15 protein-coding genes and 1 pseudogene are annotated in these 19370 nt (G+C 66.0%); 5 read left to right on the forward strand and 11 right to left on the reverse strand.

What is annotated here, in order from left to right:
- Window positions 1–173 precede the first annotated feature (173 nt).
- The 3 genes from ACSFA3_RS08600 to ACSFA3_RS08610 all read right to left on the reverse strand — a co-directional run bounded on the left by ACSFA3_RS08600 (window position 174) and on the right by ACSFA3_RS08610 (window position 2766).
- Window positions 174–1061, reverse strand: coding sequence for a bestrophin family protein (locus ACSFA3_RS08600; RefSeq protein ID WP_435505030.1), 888 nt, complete (start codon window positions 1059–1061; stop codon window positions 174–176).
- Window positions 1058–1762, reverse strand: coding sequence for a carbonic anhydrase (locus ACSFA3_RS08605; RefSeq protein WP_435505031.1), 705 nt, complete (start codon window positions 1760–1762; stop codon window positions 1058–1060). The genes ACSFA3_RS08600 and ACSFA3_RS08605 overlap by 4 nt, the downstream gene beginning before the upstream one ends.
- A gap of 62 nt (window positions 1763–1824) precedes the next feature.
- Window positions 1825–2766 carry a LysR family transcriptional regulator gene (locus tag ACSFA3_RS08610; protein WP_435505032.1) on the reverse strand — a complete coding sequence of 314 codons (942 nt, stop codon included), beginning with the start codon at window positions 2764–2766 and terminating at the stop codon, window positions 1825–1827.
- Between the two features lie 110 nt (window positions 2767–2876).
- On the opposite strand from ACSFA3_RS08610, the gene ACSFA3_RS08615 reads away from it, so the two are divergent.
- The 5 genes from ACSFA3_RS08615 to ACSFA3_RS08635 are packed head-to-tail and all read left to right on the forward strand — an operon-like array spanning window position 2877 to window position 10180.
- Complete coding sequence (locus tag ACSFA3_RS08615) at window positions 2877–5030, forward strand: 3-hydroxyacyl-CoA dehydrogenase NAD-binding domain-containing protein (protein WP_435505033.1); 2154 nt, start codon at window positions 2877–2879, stop codon at window positions 5028–5030.
- A gap of 12 nt (window positions 5031–5042) precedes the next feature.
- A complete protein-coding gene (locus ACSFA3_RS08620) occupies window positions 5043–6251 on the forward strand; it encodes an acyl-CoA dehydrogenase family protein (RefSeq protein ID WP_435505034.1) in 1209 nt (402 codons plus the stop codon).
- A gap of 11 nt (window positions 6252–6262) precedes the next feature.
- Window positions 6263–7402, forward strand: coding sequence for an acyl-CoA dehydrogenase family protein (locus tag ACSFA3_RS08625; RefSeq protein WP_435505035.1), 1140 nt, complete (start codon window positions 6263–6265; stop codon window positions 7400–7402).
- A gap of 2 nt (window positions 7403–7404) precedes the next feature.
- Entirely contained in the window at window positions 7405–8940 is a 1536-nt protein-coding gene (locus ACSFA3_RS08630) for a class I adenylate-forming enzyme family protein (RefSeq protein WP_435505036.1), read from the forward strand.
- A gap of 31 nt (window positions 8941–8971) precedes the next feature.
- A complete protein-coding gene (locus ACSFA3_RS08635; RefSeq protein ID WP_435505037.1) occupies window positions 8972–10180 on the forward strand; it encodes a CaiB/BaiF CoA transferase family protein in 1209 nt (402 codons plus the stop codon).
- Here the strand turns inward: ACSFA3_RS08635 and ACSFA3_RS08640 are convergent.
- The 8 genes and pseudogenes from ACSFA3_RS08640 to flgJ all read right to left on the reverse strand — a co-directional run bounded on the left by ACSFA3_RS08640 (window position 10105) and on the right by flgJ (window position 19369).
- A complete protein-coding gene (locus ACSFA3_RS08640) occupies window positions 10105–12099 on the reverse strand; it encodes a putative bifunctional diguanylate cyclase/phosphodiesterase (RefSeq protein ID WP_435505038.1) in 1995 nt (664 codons plus the stop codon). The two genes, ACSFA3_RS08635 and ACSFA3_RS08640, sit on opposite strands and share 76 nt — an antisense overlap.
- On the reverse strand, window positions 12083–12643 hold the full coding sequence (locus ACSFA3_RS08645) for a heme NO-binding domain-containing protein (protein ID WP_435505039.1): 561 nt from the start codon (window positions 12641–12643) through the stop codon (window positions 12083–12085). Before ACSFA3_RS08645 ends, ACSFA3_RS08640 begins: the two co-directional genes overlap by 17 nt.
- 100 nt (window positions 12644–12743) lie before the next feature.
- Window positions 12744–13235 (reverse strand): nuclear transport factor 2 family protein, encoded by a 492-nt coding sequence (locus tag ACSFA3_RS08650; protein WP_435505040.1) that lies wholly within the window; start codon window positions 13233–13235, stop codon window positions 12744–12746.
- Between the two features lie 15 nt (window positions 13236–13250).
- Window positions 13251–13987 (reverse strand): annotated as a pseudogene (locus ACSFA3_RS08655) (hypothetical protein).
- A gap of 62 nt (window positions 13988–14049) precedes the next feature.
- Window positions 14050–15285: an HDOD domain-containing protein gene (locus ACSFA3_RS08660; RefSeq protein ID WP_435505041.1), complete on the reverse strand. Its 1236-nt coding sequence runs from the start codon at window positions 15283–15285 to the stop codon at window positions 14050–14052.
- Window positions 15286–15316: 31 nt separating this feature from the next.
- On the reverse strand, window positions 15317–16516 hold the full coding sequence (flgL, locus tag ACSFA3_RS08665) for a flagellar hook-associated protein FlgL (protein ID WP_435505042.1): 1200 nt from the start codon (window positions 16514–16516) through the stop codon (window positions 15317–15319).
- 35 nt (window positions 16517–16551) lie between these two features.
- Window positions 16552–18438 carry a flagellar hook-associated protein FlgK gene (gene flgK / locus ACSFA3_RS08670; protein ID WP_435505043.1) on the reverse strand — a complete coding sequence of 629 codons (1887 nt, stop codon included), beginning with the start codon at window positions 18436–18438 and terminating at the stop codon, window positions 16552–16554.
- Window positions 18439–18451: 13 nt separating this feature from the next.
- On the reverse strand, window positions 18452–19369 hold the full coding sequence (flgJ, locus tag ACSFA3_RS08675; RefSeq protein WP_435505044.1) for a flagellar assembly peptidoglycan hydrolase FlgJ: 918 nt from the start codon (window positions 19367–19369) through the stop codon (window positions 18452–18454).
- Window position 19370: the final 1 nt, after the last annotated feature.

A 19370-nucleotide genomic window follows, 5' to 3' on the forward strand; every position in this document is an offset into this window, starting at 1 on the left:
TCAAATGCGCTCTAAGCACTTGATTTTGTTGAGAATTGCGTTTGGACGGCAGTTGGCTGCGCACGCGGATTTCGATTGAAAATCCGCGTGTCGTTGGTTCGATTCCGACCCAGGCCACCAGTATTCATGCGCCCCAGCGCCCTTTTCGGGCCCTGGGGCGTTTTTACGTCATCTCAATTCAAAACCCCGTCCCTCACCTCCACCGGCGGCGGATTCGACCGATGCCCGATCATCTGATGCAGATCAAGCTCGATCGCTCGCGTGATGGCCTGCATCGGCACATCGTGCAGTTTCCCTTCGAACGGATCCTCCAGATCGATCCCGACCTGATCGAGCGCGAGGAACATGAACCCCACCAGCGCCGAGCCCAGCGGCGTCAGATAACCGAGGTCATGCACAAGCCCTAACGGCAGCAACAGGCAGAAAACACGCACGAAGATGCGCGGAAACTGGCTGTACTGCCTCGGCAAAGGCGTGTTCTTGATTCGTTCCAAGCCACCCTGAGCGCTGGCGAGCGCAGAAAGACTGCCGTTCAGCGCAGCCAGGCTGATCGCATCGACAAGACCAGCGTCCCGCGCATCGCCCAGACGGTCCGCGATATCGGTTTGCAGCGCCAGCGGCACGTTCGCAAGTCCGCGGACGCGTTCCAGCGTTTCGGGCGGAAGCAGACGCTCGATGTCGTCCCACGGTTGCACACGCAGCAGATGCAGGCGCAACGCCTGGGTATAAGCGACCTGATGCCGCGTCAGGCGGACCTGGAGTTGCGTGTCGCGCGTCATGGCGATCAGGCCGCGAACGAAGCTGCGCGAATCGTTGACGATCTGGCCCCACAGCAGTCGGCCCTCCCACCAACGCGCGTAAGCCGCGTTGTTGCGCAGCGTCACGACGAGCGCGACAGCGGTGCCGACCAGCGGCAACGGCAGGTTGTCCTGCCCGATGCGCGTCCAGCCCTCGACCATATACAGATACGTGACCGCGATGTCGTAGATCAGGAGCACGAGCAGCTGCGGCCCGACGGCCGACAACAGCCGCCGCACGTTCAAACTGCGCTGAACGATCATTCGGCAGCGCTGTACAGTGTGTCCAGTGCATCCGGAAGGTTGCGCAGCGGCCGCAGTTCGCCGCTGAGTTCATCGACGGCCCGAACGTCGCCGGATTCGATGTCATACACCCAGCCGTGCAACGTGAGCTGCTGCGTGGCGAGTCGCGCGGCGACGGCGGGATGGGTGCGAAGGTGCCCCAGCTGGGTACGCACGTTCTGCACCACGAGCGCGGCCACCTTGTCGGCGCCTTCCAGGTCGGGAAGCGTGGCCTCGACGACGCTGCGCGCGGCTTCGGCGTTGCGCAGCCAGGAAGCCACGGTCGGCATCTTCCGCAACACCGGATCGTTCGGATCGAGCAGCGCCTTCATCGCGCCGCAGTCCGAATGGCCGCAGACCACCACGTCGGTCACTTCGAGCGCCGTGCAGGCGTACTCGACGACGGCAGAAACGCCGCCCATCATTTCGCCGTAGGCGGGAACCACGTTGCCGATGTTCCGGCAAAGGAAAAGCTCGCCGGGATCGGTCTGCGTCATCAGCTCCGGCACGACGCGGCTGTCGGCGCAGCAGATGAACAGCGTCTTCGGCTGTTGCTGCGTCGCCAGTTGCTGGAACAGTTCGCGGTTTTCCTTGAACTGCTTGCTGCGGAAGTTTTCCACGCCGTCGATGAGACGGGAAAACGGTTTGAAGGAACTGTTTGGTTTGGAAGAAGTGGAATTCATCGGCGCCTCGGACTCGGTTTTCGAACGGCAGGCATCGTATGTGCAAACCGCCGCTCCGGCGGTCAGCGGAACAAGTGAGCGTCTGTGGGGAAAGGTGCTGCGACGCTTTCGTTCATGCGGCCCCGTACCCGCTCGAGGATGAAGTCGATGAACGTCCGGATCGCCCCCGTATGCAGCCGGTTCGGCATGTACAGCATGTACATCTGCGTTCCGAAGATCGACAGCCGCCAGTCGTCGAGCGTCGTCACGATGTCGCCGCGCCGGATATCGGCGTTCACCACGTAATCCGGCACCAGTCCGATGCCCAGTCCGGCGAGGATGGCCTGGCGCAGGAACAGAAAGTTCTCGGAGATCAGCGTCGGCTCCAGAACCACTTCCCGGCGTGTCTCGCCTTGGTAAGCCGACACCCGCAGCTGCCGCCCGATGACCGCCGCAGTCACGACCGGCGCGCCGTGCAGTTCGTCGAGCTGCGCCGGCAACGGCTGTGTCTGCGCATAGGCGCGCGATGCGCAGGCGACGTAGCGCACCGGACCGAGGTCGCGCGCGACCAGGTTCTGTGGCGGTTCCGGCATCACGCGGATCGCGATGTCTACTTCTTCGCGAAGCAGGTCGGCGATGCGGTTCTCGAACAGCACGTCGAGCACGATCTTCGGATAGAGCCGCTTGAAGTCGATCAGCCAGTCCGCCATCACGAGCTGGCCGTAGCCGCTGGGCACGCTCAGGCGCACGCGGCCCTGCAGGCCCTCGCCGAGCGTCGTGACCGATTCGCGCGCGGCCAGCAATTCGCTCTGGATGGCGACGCCATGCTGATACAGCCGTAGCCCGATCTCCGTGGCCTCGGCCCGCCGGGTGGTGCGGCGCACCAGTTGCGCGCCGACCGAGCGCTCGAGCTGGTTCAGGTGGTAGCTGACGTTGGCGCGGCTCATCTTGAGTCGGCGAGCGGCGGCGCTCAGGTTGCCGGCATCGAGGATTTCGACGAGCAGCGTCAGCGAAGAAATGTCCATCCGTCGATTTTGTCAAAAATTCTTTGACAGTCTGTCAATCGGCTGTGCAATTGTCAAAGCGCCGACGCGGCTCAAGAATGCTCGGTTGTAGAAGAATTGGAGACAAATTCATGGCCACAGACGCCACACCCGCCACACCCGCTCATGGGTCCGACGGTCCCGTCACGTTCCGGAAATCGCCGCAGCCCGGCGGCGTGTTCGTCGTCACGATCGACAACCCGCCCGTCAACGCGCTCGGCGTCGATGTCCGGCGCGGTCTCGTCGCTGCCATCGAAGCAGCCGAAGCGGATGTCGATGCCGCTGCGGTATTGATCGTCGGCGCCGGCCGCAACTTCGTTGCGGGCGCCGACATCCGCGAGTTCGGCCAGCCGCCGCAGCCGCCATCGCTGCCCGATGTCTGCCTGCGGATCGAGAACTGCAGCAAACCGGTGGTCGCCGCCATCCAGGGCGCTGCGCTGGGTGGCGGGCTTGAGATCGCGATGTCGGCGCATTACCGAATGGCTGCGCCGTCCGCGAAGCTGGGTCTGCCCGAAGTGACGCTCGGCCTGCTGCCCGGTGCGGGCGGCACGCAGCGCACGCCGCGGTTGATCGGCGTGAAGCCCGCGCTTGAACTGATGCTGAGCGGTCGTCATGTCGACGCGAAAGAAGCGCTGTCGATCGGACTGGTTGACAAGCTCGGCGACGGTACCGACGCGCTCGCCGATGGCATCGCCTACGCAGAAGAACTGATCGCAGCCAAGGCGGCCGTGCGCCGCACGCGCGAAGCCGTTGCGCTTGCAGATGTCGAAGCCGGCCGCGCCGCGCTCGAAGCCGCGCGCGCCGACACCGCAAGGAAAAGCCGCGGTCTTTTCTCGCCGATGAAGATCGTCGAAGCCGTCGAAGGCGCGCTTACGCTGCCGTTCGACGAGGGCATGGCGCTGGAGCGAAAGCTGTTCCTGCAGTGCATGGAAAGCCCGCAGCGCGCCGGCCTGATCCACGCCTTCTTCGCCGAGCGCGAAGTGCTCAAGGCGCCTGAGACCAAAGCCGCCAAGCCGCGCGCGCTGGCGTCCGCCGGGATCGTCGGCGGCGGAACGATGGGCGCGGGCATTGCCGTCGCGATGCTCGACGCTGGTCTGCCGGTGACCATGATCGAGCGCGACGAGCCCAGCCTCGCGCGCGGCCGTGCGCATGTCGAAAAGGTGTACGACGGCCTCGTCGCAAAAGGTCGCATGACGCCCGAAGCCAAAGCGGCCGTGATGGCCCGCTTCACCGGCGCCACCTCGTACGACGCACTGGCTTCGGTCGACATCGTGGTGGAAGCGGTGTTCGAGGAGATGGGCGTCAAGAAGGCCGTCTTCGCCGAACTCGACCGCGTCTGCAAGCAGGGCGCTGTGCTCGCGACCAATACCTCGTACCTCGACATCGACGAGATCGCAGCCAGTATCTCGCGCCCCGGCGACGTGCTCGGCCTGCACTTCTTCTCGCCGGCCAACATCATGAAGCTGCTGGAAATCGTGGTGCCGGCCAAGGTCGACGCCGACGTGGTCGCGACCGGCTTCGAGCTGGCGAAAAAGCTGAGGAAGGTGCCGGTACGCGCAGGCGTGTGCGACGGCTTCATCGGCAACCGTATCCTCGCCGTGTACCGCCAGGCCGCCGACCACATGATGGAAGACGGCGCTTCGCCGTACGAGATCGATGCCGCGCTGCGCAACTTCGGTTATCCGATGGGGCCGTTCCAGGTGTCCGACCTGGCCGGCGGCGATATCGGCTGGGCCACGCGCAAGCGCAAGTCGGCCACGCGCGATCCGAAGACGCGCTACGTGCAGATCGCCGACCGCCTCTGCGAGCGCGGCTGGTTTGGCCAGAAGACGCAGCGCGGCTACTACCTGTATCCCGAGGGCGCCCGTACCGGCGTGCCCGACCCGGAAGTGCTGGCCATCGTCGATGCGGAACGCGTACGCGCCGGCATCGTGCCGCGCACCTTCACCGAAGAGGAAATCGTGCGCCGCTACATGGCGGCGATGGTCAACGAAGGCGCGAACGTCGTGCATCAGGGCATCGCGCTGCGACCGCTCGACGTCGACGTGACCTTCCTCTACGGCTACGGTTTTCCGCGCCATCGCGGCGGGCCGATGAAGTACGCCGCCACGGTCGGGCTGCCGAAGGTGCTGGCCGACATCCGCGAGTTCGCGAAGCAGGACCCGCTGTTCTGGCAACCGTCGCCTCTGCTGGTCGACCTGGTCGAACGCGGCGCCGATTTCGCCAGCCTCAATCGATCCGAATAAGAAAGCCTTCGCATGGACCTGAATTTCACTACCGAAGAAGAAGCCTTCCGCGCCGAAGTGCGCGCCTTCCTCGCCGACAAGCTGCCGCTGCGGCTCTCCAGCAAAGTCAGGGGCGGGCAGATTCTGGCCAAGGGCGACATGGAGGAATGGCACGCCATCGTCAACGAGCGCGGCTGGCTCGCCAACCACTGGCCCGAGCAGTACGGCGGGCCGGGCTGGACTGCGGTCGAAAAGTTCATCTTCGAGCACGAATGCGCTCTGGCTTTCGCGCCGCGCGTCGTGCCTTTCGGACTGAACATGCTCGGACCGGTGCTGATCAAGTACGGCAACGAAGCGCAGAAAGACCACTGGCTGCCGCGCATCCTGAGCGGCGCCGACTGGTGGTGCCAGGGTTATTCGGAACCGGGTGCCGGCTCCGATCTGGCGGCGGTCAAGACATCGGCCGTGCGCGGCGTCGATGCCGAGGGCGACCACTACATCGTCAACGGCCAGAAGACCTGGACCACGCTCGGCCAGCATGCAAACATGATCTTTTGCCTGGTCCGCACCGACCGCGAAGCCAAGAAGCAGCAGGGCATCAGCTTCCTGCTGATCGACATGACGTCGCCCGGCGTCGACGTGCGCCCGATCATCACGCTGGACGGCGAGCACGAGGTCAACGAGGTGTTCTTCTCCGACGTGCGCGTGCCGGCCGGGAACCTGGTCGGCGAGGAGAACAAGGGCTGGACATGCGCCAAGTACCTGCTGACCTATGAGCGCACCAACATCGCCGGCGTCGGCTTCTCGGTGGCCGCGCTGGAGCAGCTGAAAGAGATCGCCGCGACGCGGACCAGGCACGGCAGGCCGCTGGCCGAAGACCCGGGCTTCGCCGCACGCCTGGCGCGTGTCGAGATCGATCTGGAGAACATGAAGACCACCAATCTGCGCGTGATCGCAGCGGTGGCCGGCGGCGGCGTGCCGGGCGCGGAGAGCTCGATGCTGAAGATTCGCGGCACCGAGATCCGCCAGGAAATCTCGTCGCTCACACGTCGCGCGGCGGGCGTCCATGCGCGACCGTTCGTCGCCGAAGCGCTGCAGGACGGCTTCGAAGGCGAGACCTTCGGACCCGCCTTCGCCAATTCCGCTGCGGCGCGCTACTTCAACAACCGGAAGCTGTCGATCTTCGGCGGCTCGAATGAAATCCAGAAGAACATCATCAGCAAGATGATCCTGGGCCTCTGAGGAAACATGCAATGAACTTCGAACACACCGAAGACCGGCGCATGCTCGCCGACAGCCTGAACCGCTTCATCGCCGAGCAGTACGCCTTCGATGCGCGCGACCGCATCGCGAAATCGGCCCACGGATTCAGCAAGGAGATGTTCCGGCAGTTCGCCGAACTCGGCGTGATCGGCGCGCTGTTCACCGAAGCCGATGGCGGCTTCGGCGGCGGCGGTTTCGACATCGCCGTCGTCTTCGAGGCGCTGGGACGCGGACTGGTCGTCGAGCCGCTGCTCGGCGCCGTGACGGTCGGCGAGGCGCTCTGCGCGGCCGGCAGCGAAATGCAGAAGGAAGCCCTCCCGGACATCATCGGCGGCACCGTCGTCGCGGCGCTCGCGCACGACGAGGCGGAAGCGTTCTACGAGCTGGCGCATGTGCAGACCAGGGCGGAGCGCGCTGGCGACGGCTGGGTGCTGAACGGCGCCAAGGTGGCCGTCGTGCAGGGCGAACAGGCCGACCTGTTCCTGGTGTCGGCGCGCACGTCCGGCAACATGGAAGACGAAGCCGGCATCTCACTCTTCCTGGTGCCTGCGAGTACGCCGGGGCTTACCGTGCGCGGTGGCCTGGCCATCGACGGCGGCCGCGTCGCGGAGCTCACGTTCGACGGCGTGAAGCTCGGCGCCGATGCACTGCTCGGTGCGGAAGGCGAGGGCCATGCCACGCTCGAACGCGCGGTCGGCCGTGGCCTGCTCGCACTGTGCGCCGAGGCGCTCGGCGCGATGGAAGCAGCCAAGGAAGCGACGCTCGACTACCTGCGCACGCGCAAGCAGTTCGGCCTGCCGATCGGCAGCTTCCAGGCACTGCAGCACCGCATGGCCGATCTGCTGCTGGAGATCGAGCAGGCGCGCTCGGCCGTCATCAACGCCGCTGCCGCCATCGACGCGGATCGCACGACGCGCGAGCGCGCGCTGTCGGCCGCGAAGTTCAGCATCGGTCGCATCGGTGCGCTGGTCGCCGAGGAAACCATCCAGCTGCACGGCGGCATCGGCATGACCTGGGAGCTTCCGCTGCCGCACTATGCCAAGCGGCTGGTGATGATCGATCACCAGTTCGGCGACGAAGACCACCATCTGCAGCGCTACATCGCGCTGGGTAAAGCGGCGACGGCCTGACCATGTCGACGTTCCGCACGCTTCCCGATCTGGTGCGCGAGCACGCACAGCTTCGGCCGACCGCCGCTGCGCTGCGCGATGCCGGCAGCGCCGAAGTCCTCGACTACGCCGCGCTCGACGCACTCATGGACCGCATCGCCGCTTCCCTGCAGCGCGACGGATTGAAGTCCGGCGACGTGATCGCGATGTGTGCAGTGCCGTCGGCACGCTACGCGGCGATCTTCCTGGGTGCGTTGCGCGCCGGTGTCGTGCCCGCGCCGCTTGCGCCTTCGTCCAACGCGACGAGCATGGCGGCGATGCTGAAGGACGCCGATGCGCGCCTCTTCTTCATCGACGGCGCGGCGGACGGCCTGCTGCCCGGAGGCCCGGACGCACCAACCTGCATCGCGCTCGACGAAGCATCGCCCGGGCAGCGCTTCGACGACTGGCTCGTGCCTGAAGGCACAAGCCCGATGCCTGTCGCCATAGCACCCGAGGATCCGTTCAACATCATCTATTCGTCGGGCACCACCGGCACGCCCAAGGGCATCGTGCAATCGCACGGCATGCGCTGGGCGCACATCCTGCGCGGCGCGGCCTATGACTACGGAACGGACAGCGTCATGCTGCTCGCGACGCCGCTCTATTCGAACACAACGCTCGTCTCGTTCGTGCCGGCGATGGGTGCGGGCGGCTGCGTCTGGCTGATGCCGAAATTCGACGCGCTCGGCTATCTGCAGGCCGCAGAACGCGCACGCGCCACGCATACGATGCTGGTGCCGGTGCAGTACCAGCGGATCATGGCGAGTCCGCAGTTCGACGGCTTCGACCTGTCGAGCTTCCGGTTCAAGTTCTGCACCAGCGCTCCGTTCCGCGCCGCGCTCAAGGCCGACGTGCTCGCGCGCTGGCCGGGCGGTCTCGTCGAGTTCTACGGGATGACCGAAGGTGGGGGAACCTGCATCCTCGAAGCGCACGAATTTCCCGGCAAGCTGCACACCGTCGGCCGGCCTGCAGCGACCAGCGACATCCGCCTGATCGACGAAGACGGCCGGGAACTGGCCGGCGAGCCCGGTGTCGTCGGCGAGGTCGTCGGCCACTCGCCCGGCATGATGACCGGCTACCGCAACCAGCCGGAGAAGACGCGCGAAGCCGAATGGTTCGACGCCGACGGCAAGCGTTTCATCCGCACCGGCGATGTCGGTGTGTTCGACGCCGACGGCTTCCTCACGCTGATCGACCGCCGCAAGGACATGATCATCAGCGGCGGCTTCAACATCTATCCGAGCGATATCGAGACCGAGTTGCGCGGGCATCCGGCGGTGCACGATGCGGCCGTGATCGGCGTGCCGTCCGAACAGTGGGGCGAGACGCCGGTGGCTTATGTCGTGATGCATGAAGGCGCCGGAGAGACCGCCCCGGAGATCATGGCCTGGTACAACGCACGCGCCGGCAAGACGCAACGGCTGGCCGACCTGCGCACGCTCGGCGAACTGCCGCGCAGCGCGATCGGCAAAGTGCTCAAGCGCGAACTGCGCGATCTTCATCTCGCTTCTGCCTGAAGCTCTCTCATCGACCCGACAGGAAACCCGAATGCCTTCGTTCCATTCAGCGCTGCCGCTAGCCGGCGTGCGCGTCCTCGATCTGTCCCGCGTGCTGGCGGGCCCCTGGTGCGGCATGGTGCTGGCCGACATGGGTGCCGAAGTCATCAAGGTCGAGCATCCCGGCCGCGGCGACGACACGCGCGACTGGGGTCTGCGTGTCGGCAAGACCGAGACCGCTTACTTCAACAGCGTCAATCGCAACAAGCGCTCGGTCACGCTCGACCTGCAGACGCCCGAAGGCCAGCAGATCGCGCGCGATCTCGCGAAGCAGTGCGACGTCGTGATCCAGAACTTCAAGTTCGGCGGCATCGACAAGCTCGGCCTGGGCTACGAACAGCTGAAGAAGGACCAGCCCGGTCTCATCTATTGCTCCATCACCGGCTACGACAGCAGCGGCCCCGAAGCCGCGCGTCCCGGCTACGACCTGGTGGTGCAGGGCGAAGCCGGCCTGATGGCGATCAACGGCGAAAAGACGCAGCCGCCGCTGAAGTTCGGCGTCGCGGTGGTCGACCTGTTCACCGGCATGTACTCGGCGCAGGCCGTGCTGGCCGCGCTCTACCAGCGCGAGAAGACCGGCATCGGCCGCCACATCGAGATGGCGTTGTTCGACTGCGGGCTGATGATCACCGCCTATTACGGCCTCGAGGCGCTGCTGATGAACGACGATCCGCCGCGTTACGGCAACGAGCATCCGTCCATCGTGCCGTATGGCGTATTCGATGCCGAAGACGGGCCGCTGGTCATCACCGTGGGCAACAACAAGCAGTTCTCGCGCTTCTGCACCGAGGTCATCGAGCGGCCCGATCTGGCCGCCGACGAGCGCTTCACGACCAACCTGGCCCGTGCGACGAACCGGGTCGCGCTGATGGTCGAGATCAACCTCGAACTCGGACGGCGCAAGCGCGATCTGCTGCTATCTAGGCTTGCGGCGGCAGGCATTCCGTGCGGGGAGGTGCTTGGCCTGCTCGAAGCACTGCAGTCGAAACGCGCGACCGACGCGGGTCTGGTCACGAAGCAGCCGCACCCGGTGGCGGGCACGGTGGATGTGCTTGCGCCTCCGTACCGGTTCGACGGCGAGCGCCTGCCGGTGCGCAGTGCTCCGCCGGTTCTGGGCGAAGGCAATCACGAGGTGCTGAAGTCGCTGCTCGGCCTGTCCGACGAAAAGCTGTCGGCGTTGAAGGCCGACGGCGTTCTCTGACGCTCCGGGTCGCGCAGCCCGACGGCGGGAATCAGGATCAGCTCTTTCCCGTAGCTGTCGTCCAGCGCACGCCGGGCTGCTTCGGCCGCGTGCTGCGCCGCCTGCGCGCCGACACCCAGGAACGACCTGCATTCCAGTGCAGGCAGCGGGCGGCTGAAGAGGTAGCCCTGCAGTTCGTCGCAGCCGTTGTCCTGGAGGTAGGCCATCTGCTCCACCGTCTCGACGCCCTCGGCGATGACTCGCAGGTTGAGGTTGCGGCCGAGCGAGAGGATCGCCTGGACGATGGCTTCGCTTTCGCCGTCGGCCGCGATGTCGCGCACGAAAGAGCGGTCGATCTTGAGCTCGTCGATCGGGAACCGCTTGAGGTAGGAGAGGCCCGAATAGCCGGTGCCGAAATCGTCGATGGAGAGCTGGATGCCGAGCAGCTTCAGCTCGCCGAGCTTCACGATGGTGGCTTCCACATCGGCCATCACCAGGTTTTCCGTCAGTTCGAGCGTCAGCCAGCGTGCGTCCAGCCCGCTGTCCCGAAGCACCGCAGCCACCGAATCGACGAAGCCGGCCTGCGCGAACTGGCGCGGCGACAGGTTGACCGAAAGGCGCAGCGTCGGGAACCCGGACTCCTGCCAGGCCTTGCACTGCATGCATGCGGTGCGCAGAACCCAGGCGCCGATCGGCACGATCAGGCCGTTTTCCTCCGCCAGCGGGATGAAGCGGTCGGGCACGATGTTGCCGAGCTTCGGATGCCGCCAGCGCAGTAGCGCCTCCACTCCCACGACGCTGCTTCCGTTGCCGTCGAATTGCGGCTGGAAATGCAGAAACATTTCGTTGTGGGCCAGTGCCGTGTGCAGCGCCGTCTCCACCTGGACCCTGTCTTGCAGTTCTTCCTGCATCGCCGCAGTGAAGAGCTGCCAGTTGTTGCGGCCCTGCTGCTTGGCACGGTACATCGCGATGTCGGCTTTCTCCACCAGGTCTTCGAGCACGCTGCTGTCGTCCGGAAAACGCGACATTCCGACGCTGGAAGTGAGCGACAGCGTGCGGCCCGCGACATCCATCGGACGCACCAGCTGCGCCATGACGCAGTCGAGGAACCGGCCCGGATCGGAATCGTGATTGCGGTCCGGCACGACCAGCACGAACTCGTCGCCGCCGAGCCGCGCGACCGTATCTTTCGGCCCGGTCGCGGCGCTCAGCCGGTCGGCGACGAGCTTCAGCACCATGTCGCCGACGCCGTGGCCGAGGCTGTCGTTGATGAACTTGAACCGGTCGAGGTCGATGAACACCACCCACACCGCGTGGCCGTGTCGCCGGGCGGTCGCGACCTCCGCGGCCAGACGCTCGCGCAAGAGCGTACGGTTCGGCAGACGGGTCAGCGCGTCGTGCGTGGCCTGGTCGAGCAGTTTGTTCTCCAGCTCCTTGCGATGCGAGATGTCGCGCGCCACCATCTGTATCGCAGCCTTGCCGCGGTAGCTGAAGGCGATGCGCGTCACTGCCACGTCGATGATCCTGCCGTCGTGTCCGCTGACCTCCTCTTCGCCGCCGATGACCGTTTCGCCGTCGTCGAGCAGCGCCATCGCGACCTGCGCCCGCGTGCGGTAATCCGGCGTGGCCAGCGACACGATGTCCTTGCCGTGCGGCCAGCCGCTTTCCTCGGCACAGCCGATGAACATCCGGCAGGCAGCGGGGTTCGCATAGACGATCTCGCCCCCCGACTCGATCAGGATCGCGTCGGGCGACAGCTGCACCAGCAGGCGATAGCGCTCCTCGCTCTCCTGGAGATCGACGACAGCCTGCTCGCGGCGCTGCGCCTCTTCGTAAAGCGCCAGGCTTTTTTCTTCCAGCAGCTGCTCGGCCTGCTGGCGCGCGCTGTTGGCGCGAGCGAGGCGGCGCTCGAGAAGGTCTTTTTCAGGTGACGGTTGCATCGGCCGTCTTCAGCAGCACGAAACGCGAGTGGGAACCGCTTTCGCAGGGATAGTCTTCGCGCGTCACCTCGATGCTTTCCCGGAAGTGGTCGATGCAGCCGGCGATCAGTCCGGAAGCCAGATCGGCGAAGGGGCGTTTGGAGCGGTAGACGAATGCCATGGTGCCCGGCCCTGTGAAGCTGTGGTCGAACACCGGCAGTTCGGCGTCGGGGTAGAGCTTCCGGACCTCGACGTGTATCTTGTTGTCCAGCACTTCCAGCAGGTCGAACGTGCTCGTGCGTCCGGCGAAGTGCTTGGGATACATCACCGCGAAACGTCCCAGCAGATGCTTGCCGAACGCGTGCAGCAAGGCCGGCACCGGAATGCCGGTGTTGGCGCTGAGCTGGACGACCAGCTGCACCATCTCGTCGTGGTGGTAGGTGCCGACGGATGTGTAGGCACCGCCCGTCGACAGGTTCGAGGCGTCGATGATCCGGTCGGCCATGTCCGGGGAGAAAGTCGACTCGACCATCTGGATGAATTCCTGGAAAACGACGCCCTTCATACAGTCCTTTGCCGGAGCCACCTGACCCCTGACCTGCAATATCGGCACCGCCGGGCGTTTCTTGAATCCGCTTTCGGGACTTAGTGCGACATCGTTCGGATCAGAGCCCCAGATCCGAAAGTCCCGGATGGTCGTCCGGCCGCCTGCCGAGCGGCCAGAGAAATTTGCGCTCCGATGCGGCGATCGGCAGGTCGTTGATGCACGCATGGCGCACTGCCATCAGTCCGTCGGCGGCGAATTCCCAGTTCTCGTTGCCGTAGGAGCGGAACCAGTTGCCGGAATCGTCATGCCATTCGTAGGCATAGCGCACGGCGATGCGGTTCCCGGTGAAGGCCCACAGTTCCTTGATGAGCCGGTAATCCAGTTCCTTCGCCCACTTCCGCTCGAGAAAGGCCTGTGCCTCTTCGCGGTTGGCGACGAATTCCGCGCGATTGCGCCAGCGCGTGTCGGTCGTATAGGCCAGCGCAACCCTGGCCGGATTGCGGCCGTTCCATCCGTCTTCGGCCAGGCGGACTTTCTGGATCGCCGATTCGCGCGTGAAGGGCGGCAGCGGCGGGCGGCTGGCTGGTATTTCAGTGGAAAGCTGTGACATGTGAACTCCTTCGGTTTACTTGGCGCCAGCCAGCAGTTTGCCGAAATCCGAGTCCAGCCGTGCCAGCGATGTGTCGATGCGCGTGCGCTTCTCCTGGATCCAGGCGTCCTGCTGCGCCAGCTTCTGGTTCGCGCTCTTCAGCATGCGGTCCATTTCGGCCGGTTGCGGACCGCCGACCGTCGCGCGCTCCTTCACGATCGCCACCGGATCGAGCAGGCTGCGGAATTCGCGCTCGCTCATCGGCAGCGCGCCTTCGTACTTCAGTACTTGCGCATCAGCACGTCCGCGAGTTCCTGCGAGGCTGTCCAGTCGCTGTTGAGTTCGTCCAGCGCGACGAGCGTCCGCGACGTCCTTTTGAGCTGGTCGGCCAGTCGCAGCATGTCGTCGCGCAGCATCGCCGAGCGATAGGTCGCGTGCATGTCCTGGCTCGACCGGCCGGCATGCAGCAGCGTCACGTCTTCCCCGGCTGCGGCGATCAGCATCGGCTCGAAGGTGATCACGGTCGAAGGCCGCTTGCCGCCGGGCTGGTTGCCGTCGGCAACGACCTTGGCGACACCTGCCGCGATGCGTGGCGCCATCGACTTGTCGAGCAGGCCCTGCCCGGTATTGATGACGGCTGTGGCCTTGTTCATCTCCCCGAGCCAGAAGAACTCGTCGCGCCGCTCGGCTTGCGTCTGGGCGAGGGCGGGCGGTGCGATCAGGGACGCACAGAGGGCGGCTGCAAGCGCCATGGCGCGAATCCGTGATTTCATGGCTTGTCTCCAAAAGGGTTCTCTCGACCGACACCCTTTTTAGCCCAGCAACTCCGCCGTCGTCAGTGCGGCATGGCGGCCAGCGTCCGCAGCAGCGCGCGGTTGATGTCTTCCGTGCCCATTTCGTACGACTGGCGCAGCGTCCGGACCATGGTCGGGTCGTCCGATTCCAGCGCGAAGGCGACCTGCAGCGATGGCGCATAGGGGCCCGTGCCCGACATCGCCGCCGACAGGATGCGGTCGGACAGCGGAATTCGCGCGAAGCTGGCCCTTAACGGCTCGTCCAGCACCAGGTCGAGCTGTGCGAACAGGCCGCACAGATACACCTCGCGCCGCAAGTCGTCCTCGATGCCGGCATCCATCAGGTGTTCCATCAGGTGGCCGCGCAACACCATCGCGGTGTTCACCGGTCGCAGGTTCGGGTCTTCGGTGGCATGCGGCAGCTGCGTCGAAAGCCACTTGTTCAGCGTCCGGAAGCCCAGCATCATGAAGCCGTGCCGCAGCGACGCGACGCCGTTGCGCAGACCCAGTCCGGCGGAATTCAGGTAGATCAGCAGCTGGTACGCGAGGCTCGGTTCCTGGCCGAACATCAGCTCGATGCGGTCGAGCGAATGCTCGGCGTCGATCGCGTTCATCGTCTGCACGATGGCTCGGCGCGACATCGGCAGCGGCTGGCCGGCATAGGTATGCAGCACATCTTCGATCGGCCAGCCGGCAACCGCCCAGGCACCCTGCTGGTCGAGCGCGTGTTCGGCCAACGCACGGCTCGCGACGCCGTCGACCAGCGTATTGGCGGCGACAGGGCTGTCGGCCGCGCTTCCCGCCATGCGTCCGCCGGCCACGGCGTTGCGTGCGCGCAGGGCTGCCTGGAGCGCGCTCGCCGCATCGGCCGGCGTCAGCTGCACGGCGCGCCGTTCGGCGACACGCTCGATGCCGGCCTTGTCGGATGCGAGCACGGCCGGCGTGCCGCTGACGATCACGTGCGCGCCGCGCTGGCGTGCCGACTGGACCGCATTGCGAAGCGCCGCGTCGGCGAGCCAGTCTGCCGGCACGTCGATGGCCGGGTCGGCGCGGGTGGCATGGGCGAGCAGTCCGGTCAGCAATCGACGCGACGCGGCGGTCAGCATCAGGCCCGGCGATTCGGCGGTCCAGAGCTCCGAGAGCGTACGCAGCAGATGCTGCCCGTCGATTCCGTCGTCGTCGGGATGCACGAAAAGCTGGATGCCCGCGAGTGCTCGCGCGCGATTCCAGAGAGGGCGATAGCCGAGGGTCAGGCTGCCAAGAACCGATTGCGCCATGGTGTCGGGAAATTCCTTGAGCGTTCGGTATTCAGCTGATGTAGTTGAAGAGGGACAGTTTCTGGATCTGTGCGTAAGAACCCAGCGCTGCCGAGTAGGCGGTCTGCTGGGTCTGGAAGGACGACAGCGCCTTGACCATGTCGAGGTCTTCGGCGCGCGAGCGATCGGCCTCGAGCTGCAGGCCGAGCGATTCCTGCCGGTCGCTGATGTTGTCGACGCGGTTCAGCAGATCGCCGGCGCGGCCGCGCGTCGCCGACAGACGCGACAGCGCGGTGTCGACCTGCGAAAGGCCCTGTGCGACCTGCTGCGAGACCGTGCTCGGATTGCTGCCGTCGCGCACGCCGGCGATGGCCTGGTCGAGCACGCCGAACAGGCTGGTCCTGGTGCTGGGGCTCACCGTCAGCGCATCGCCTGCGGTCGGCGTGCCGCTGGCGACGAAGGAGATGCCGTCGAACTGGATCGACTGGCCGGTCTTGTAAGGTTGCGCCGAGGCCACGGCGGTGTTCGTCGTGGTGTCGAGCACGTCGTAGGTGGTCACTCCGGCAGCCACGCTGAAGGTCACGCTGTAGCCGTGGCCGGTGAGAGCGGCCGGGTTGGCGACCTTGCCGGCGTCGGTCGACACCGTGGCCGTCGCGTTGTTCTGCGACATCTTGAAGACGCCATTGCCGGTCGGCACGTCCATCCAGGTCGCCTGGCCGTCCAGCGTCGCCGGTATGCCGTTCTCGCCGGCGGCGGTCTGGCCCGAGATGCCATTGAAGACCACCGTGCCGCCGACATCGGAAAACGGCGCCGCCGTGCTGCCGAGGCCGCCGAACAGCGGCTGGTTGTTGCTGTCGCGGGTGTTTGCATAGCCGACCAGCTGGTCGCGAAGTGTCGAGAGTTGCTGCGCGATGCTGGCGCGGTCGGTCACCGTCAGCGAGGTGTTGCCGGCCTGGACCAGCAGCGTGCGGAAACTCTGCATGGCGGTGGTCGCGTCGCCGAGCGTCGACTCGGCAGTCGCCACCGCGTTGCGCTGCACTTCCAGCGCGCGCTGGTCGGCGCTCACGCGGGCGAGGCGCGTCGATGCGCGCTCGGCCTGGCCGGCGCCCGTCGGATCGTCGCTCGGGCGCAGCACGCGCTTGGCGGAACTCAGTTGCTCCTGCAGCTTCGACATCTGCGACTGGCGCGTCGTGAGCTGGTTGACCGCGTTGTCGTATGTGTTGGCGCTGGCGAGCCGTGTGTTGCCTGACATGGTTTGCTCCTCTGATTTCTATGAAGTCCGTCGGTTCAGCGCATGTTCTGCAGCAGCGAATCGAACAGGTTCCCCGCGATCTGGATCATCTTGGACGATGCCTGGTAGGCCTGCTGGTACTGCAGCAGCTTGGCTGCTTCCTCGTCGAGATTCACGCCCGACACGCCGGTGCGCTCGGTCTCCAGGCTGGTTGCGATCGCGCCCGACACGCTGGCCGAGTACTGCGCGCTTTGCGAACGGACGCCGACCTGCGTCATGAGGCCGGCATAGCCGTCGACCATCGACGCACCCTCGAACACGGCCTTGTCGCGCAGGGCCAGCAACGCCTTCGCATTGCCGGTATTCAGGCTGCTGTAGCCGGTGTTCGAGGCCTGCACCGTGAGCGTGTCGCCTGCCTTCGGCGTGCCGGTCATCGTGAGCGACCAGCCGTTGTAGCTGATGGTCTGTCCGGCGACGTAACTGACGCCGGTCGGGTTGCCGGTGCCTGTGCCCGACACGTCGAAGGTGCCTGCGGCGTTGAAGGTCAGCGTGACGGCGACGCCGAGGTTGGGATCGCTCTTCGTCGCCGCCAGCCCGCCGACCGCGACGCTGCCGGTGTTGGCCACGCCGGTGCGGGCCTCGACCGGACTTGCGGCGGCCAGCTCGCGCGGCGAGCTCATCGCCATCAGCATGGCGCCGGCGGCGGCCGTGTACGGCTTCATGACGTAACTGTCGCCGTCGGCCGCGGCGCCGCTTCCGAGGCTCAGCTGCAGGCCGTCGATGGTGATGGGCATCGGGCCGGCGAAGTTGCTGATCTTGCCGTCCGAAGTCCGCGTCACGGCGACACTGCCGTTGGCGCCGAACTCGACCTGGTAGGACGAGGCGATCAGCGCGGTGGCATCGCTCACCTTGGCGCCGATGGTGGCGTTGCCGGTGTTGGTCGCGGAAGGCAGCGCATCCGGCAGCGCGATGGGCGCAAAGATGTCGGCGCCGGCCTTTCCGTCGAGATCGACACCCAGGCGGTTCTGTGCGTTGACCTCCGCGGATATCGCGATCGCCATGCGGCCCAGCCCGTTGCGCGCTTCGGCCATGTCGGTGTTCTGGAAACGCAGCAGACCGGCCACCGACCCGCCGGCGAGCGTCGATTCCGTGATTTCGCTGGTCAGGGCGCCGCGCGTGATCGTGAGCTTGCTGGTTCCGTCGCCGCCTGCACCGATCGACATCCTGGCTGTCGAGTTGCCCAGCACGAGCGCCTGACTGCCGACGAATACGCTGACGGTACCGTCATCCGCCGCCACGCTGCTGGTCTGCACGTGCTGGTTGAGCTCGCGCAATGCCTGGTCGCGCTGGTCCAGCAAATCGTTGGGGCTCTGGCCGGTACCCGTCGAGCGTGCGATCTGCTCGTTCAGTGTGCCGATCCGCGTCGCCAAACTGTTGATGGTCTTCACCGAGTCGGAGAGCTGCGAGTTGACGCCGGTCTGCAGATCGTCGAGCTGCGTCTCGGCATTGCGGAATCGCGTCGCCATTTCGTCGGCGCGCGTCAGCACCACGTTGCGGGCGGTGATGTCGCCCGGCGTGCTGGCGACATCGGTGAATGCGTTGAGCATCTCGCTCACCGACGCACCGAGGCCGCTCTTGCCACCCTGGAAGATGTCTTCGAGCGAACCCAGTTGCGTCGCGCGCGTGTTGTCCATCGCCGAGACCGAGCCCGCGACCGCCGCCTGCCGTGTGAGGAATTCGCTGTGCGCACGTTCGACGGTCGTGACCTGCACGCCCTTGCCGATGTAGCCGCCGCCGGTGTACTGGCCTTCGACCTGCGACATCACCGCGCTCTGCCGCGAATAGCCGGCCGTGCTGGCGTTGGCGATGTTGTGGCCGGTGGTCGCCAGCGCGATCTGATTGGCCAGGAGGGCGCGGGCGCCAACGTTCAGAAGCGAGCTCATTGAAGTAGTCCTTTCAACCCTGCGTGCGCTGGATCTGCAGTGTGGAATTGATCGCCCGGCTGAGCTTCGATGCGTAGGCCGGGTCGGTGGCGTAGCCCGCGCGCTGCAGCTCGGTCGCATAGGCGGCGGCCGAGCCCGCGCCCGAAGTGGCCGTGGCGCGCGCCTGCGCATAGCGCGGGCTCTCGCCGATGAGGCGGGCGTAGTCGCGGAACGAATCTTCGTAGGAGTCGTAGGCCCGGAACTTCGCGGTCGTCTTGCGGGGCTCGCCGTCGACGTATTCGGTGGTCGTGATCTCCGCCGTCTTGCCGGTCCAGCCGGCGCCGGCCTTGATGCCGAACAGGTTGAAGGCATTGCTGCCGTCCGCGTTGCGGATTTCGCTGCGGCCCCAGCCTGTTTCGTGGCCGGCCTGGCCGATCATGAAGCTCGCCGGAATACCGGTGGCCTGCGCCACGCGCTGTGCGGCATCGCCGTGCTGCGAGACGAAATCGCTCTGGCTGGCCGTCGGGTTGATCCTGTTGCCGCCTGCGCCGACGTTGAGCGAGCCGAGGGACAGGGTCGAGCGCGGCGCGCTGCCGGTGCTCGCGGCATTGCCGGAGGCAGCACCCGTCATCTGCTGCGAGAGCTGGCGCGTGATCGCATCGGTCAGCCCGCCGGGCATGCCGGAGAGCTGCACCGAGAACTGCTGGTCGAGCAGGTCGGTGCCGAGCTTCTCGCCTTCGCTGTCGAGCATGCCGGACTTCATCGTCGCCTCGCGCATGCTCTTGAGCATCTCGCGCATGAAGAGCGATTCGAACTGCTTGGCCGCTTCCTTGAGCGCCTTCGGATCGTTGGTGCCGGCCGCGAGCTTGAGCGCGTCCAGCGAGCGCGCGTCGGCCGCGAGCGCGTTGCTGCTGCTCGCGTTCGGTGTCGAAAGAGAAGAGGAGATCGTCATG

This window comes from Variovorax glucosi, from assembly GCF_051216695.1.
Lineage (GTDB): Bacteria > Pseudomonadota > Gammaproteobacteria > Burkholderiales > Burkholderiaceae_C > Variovorax.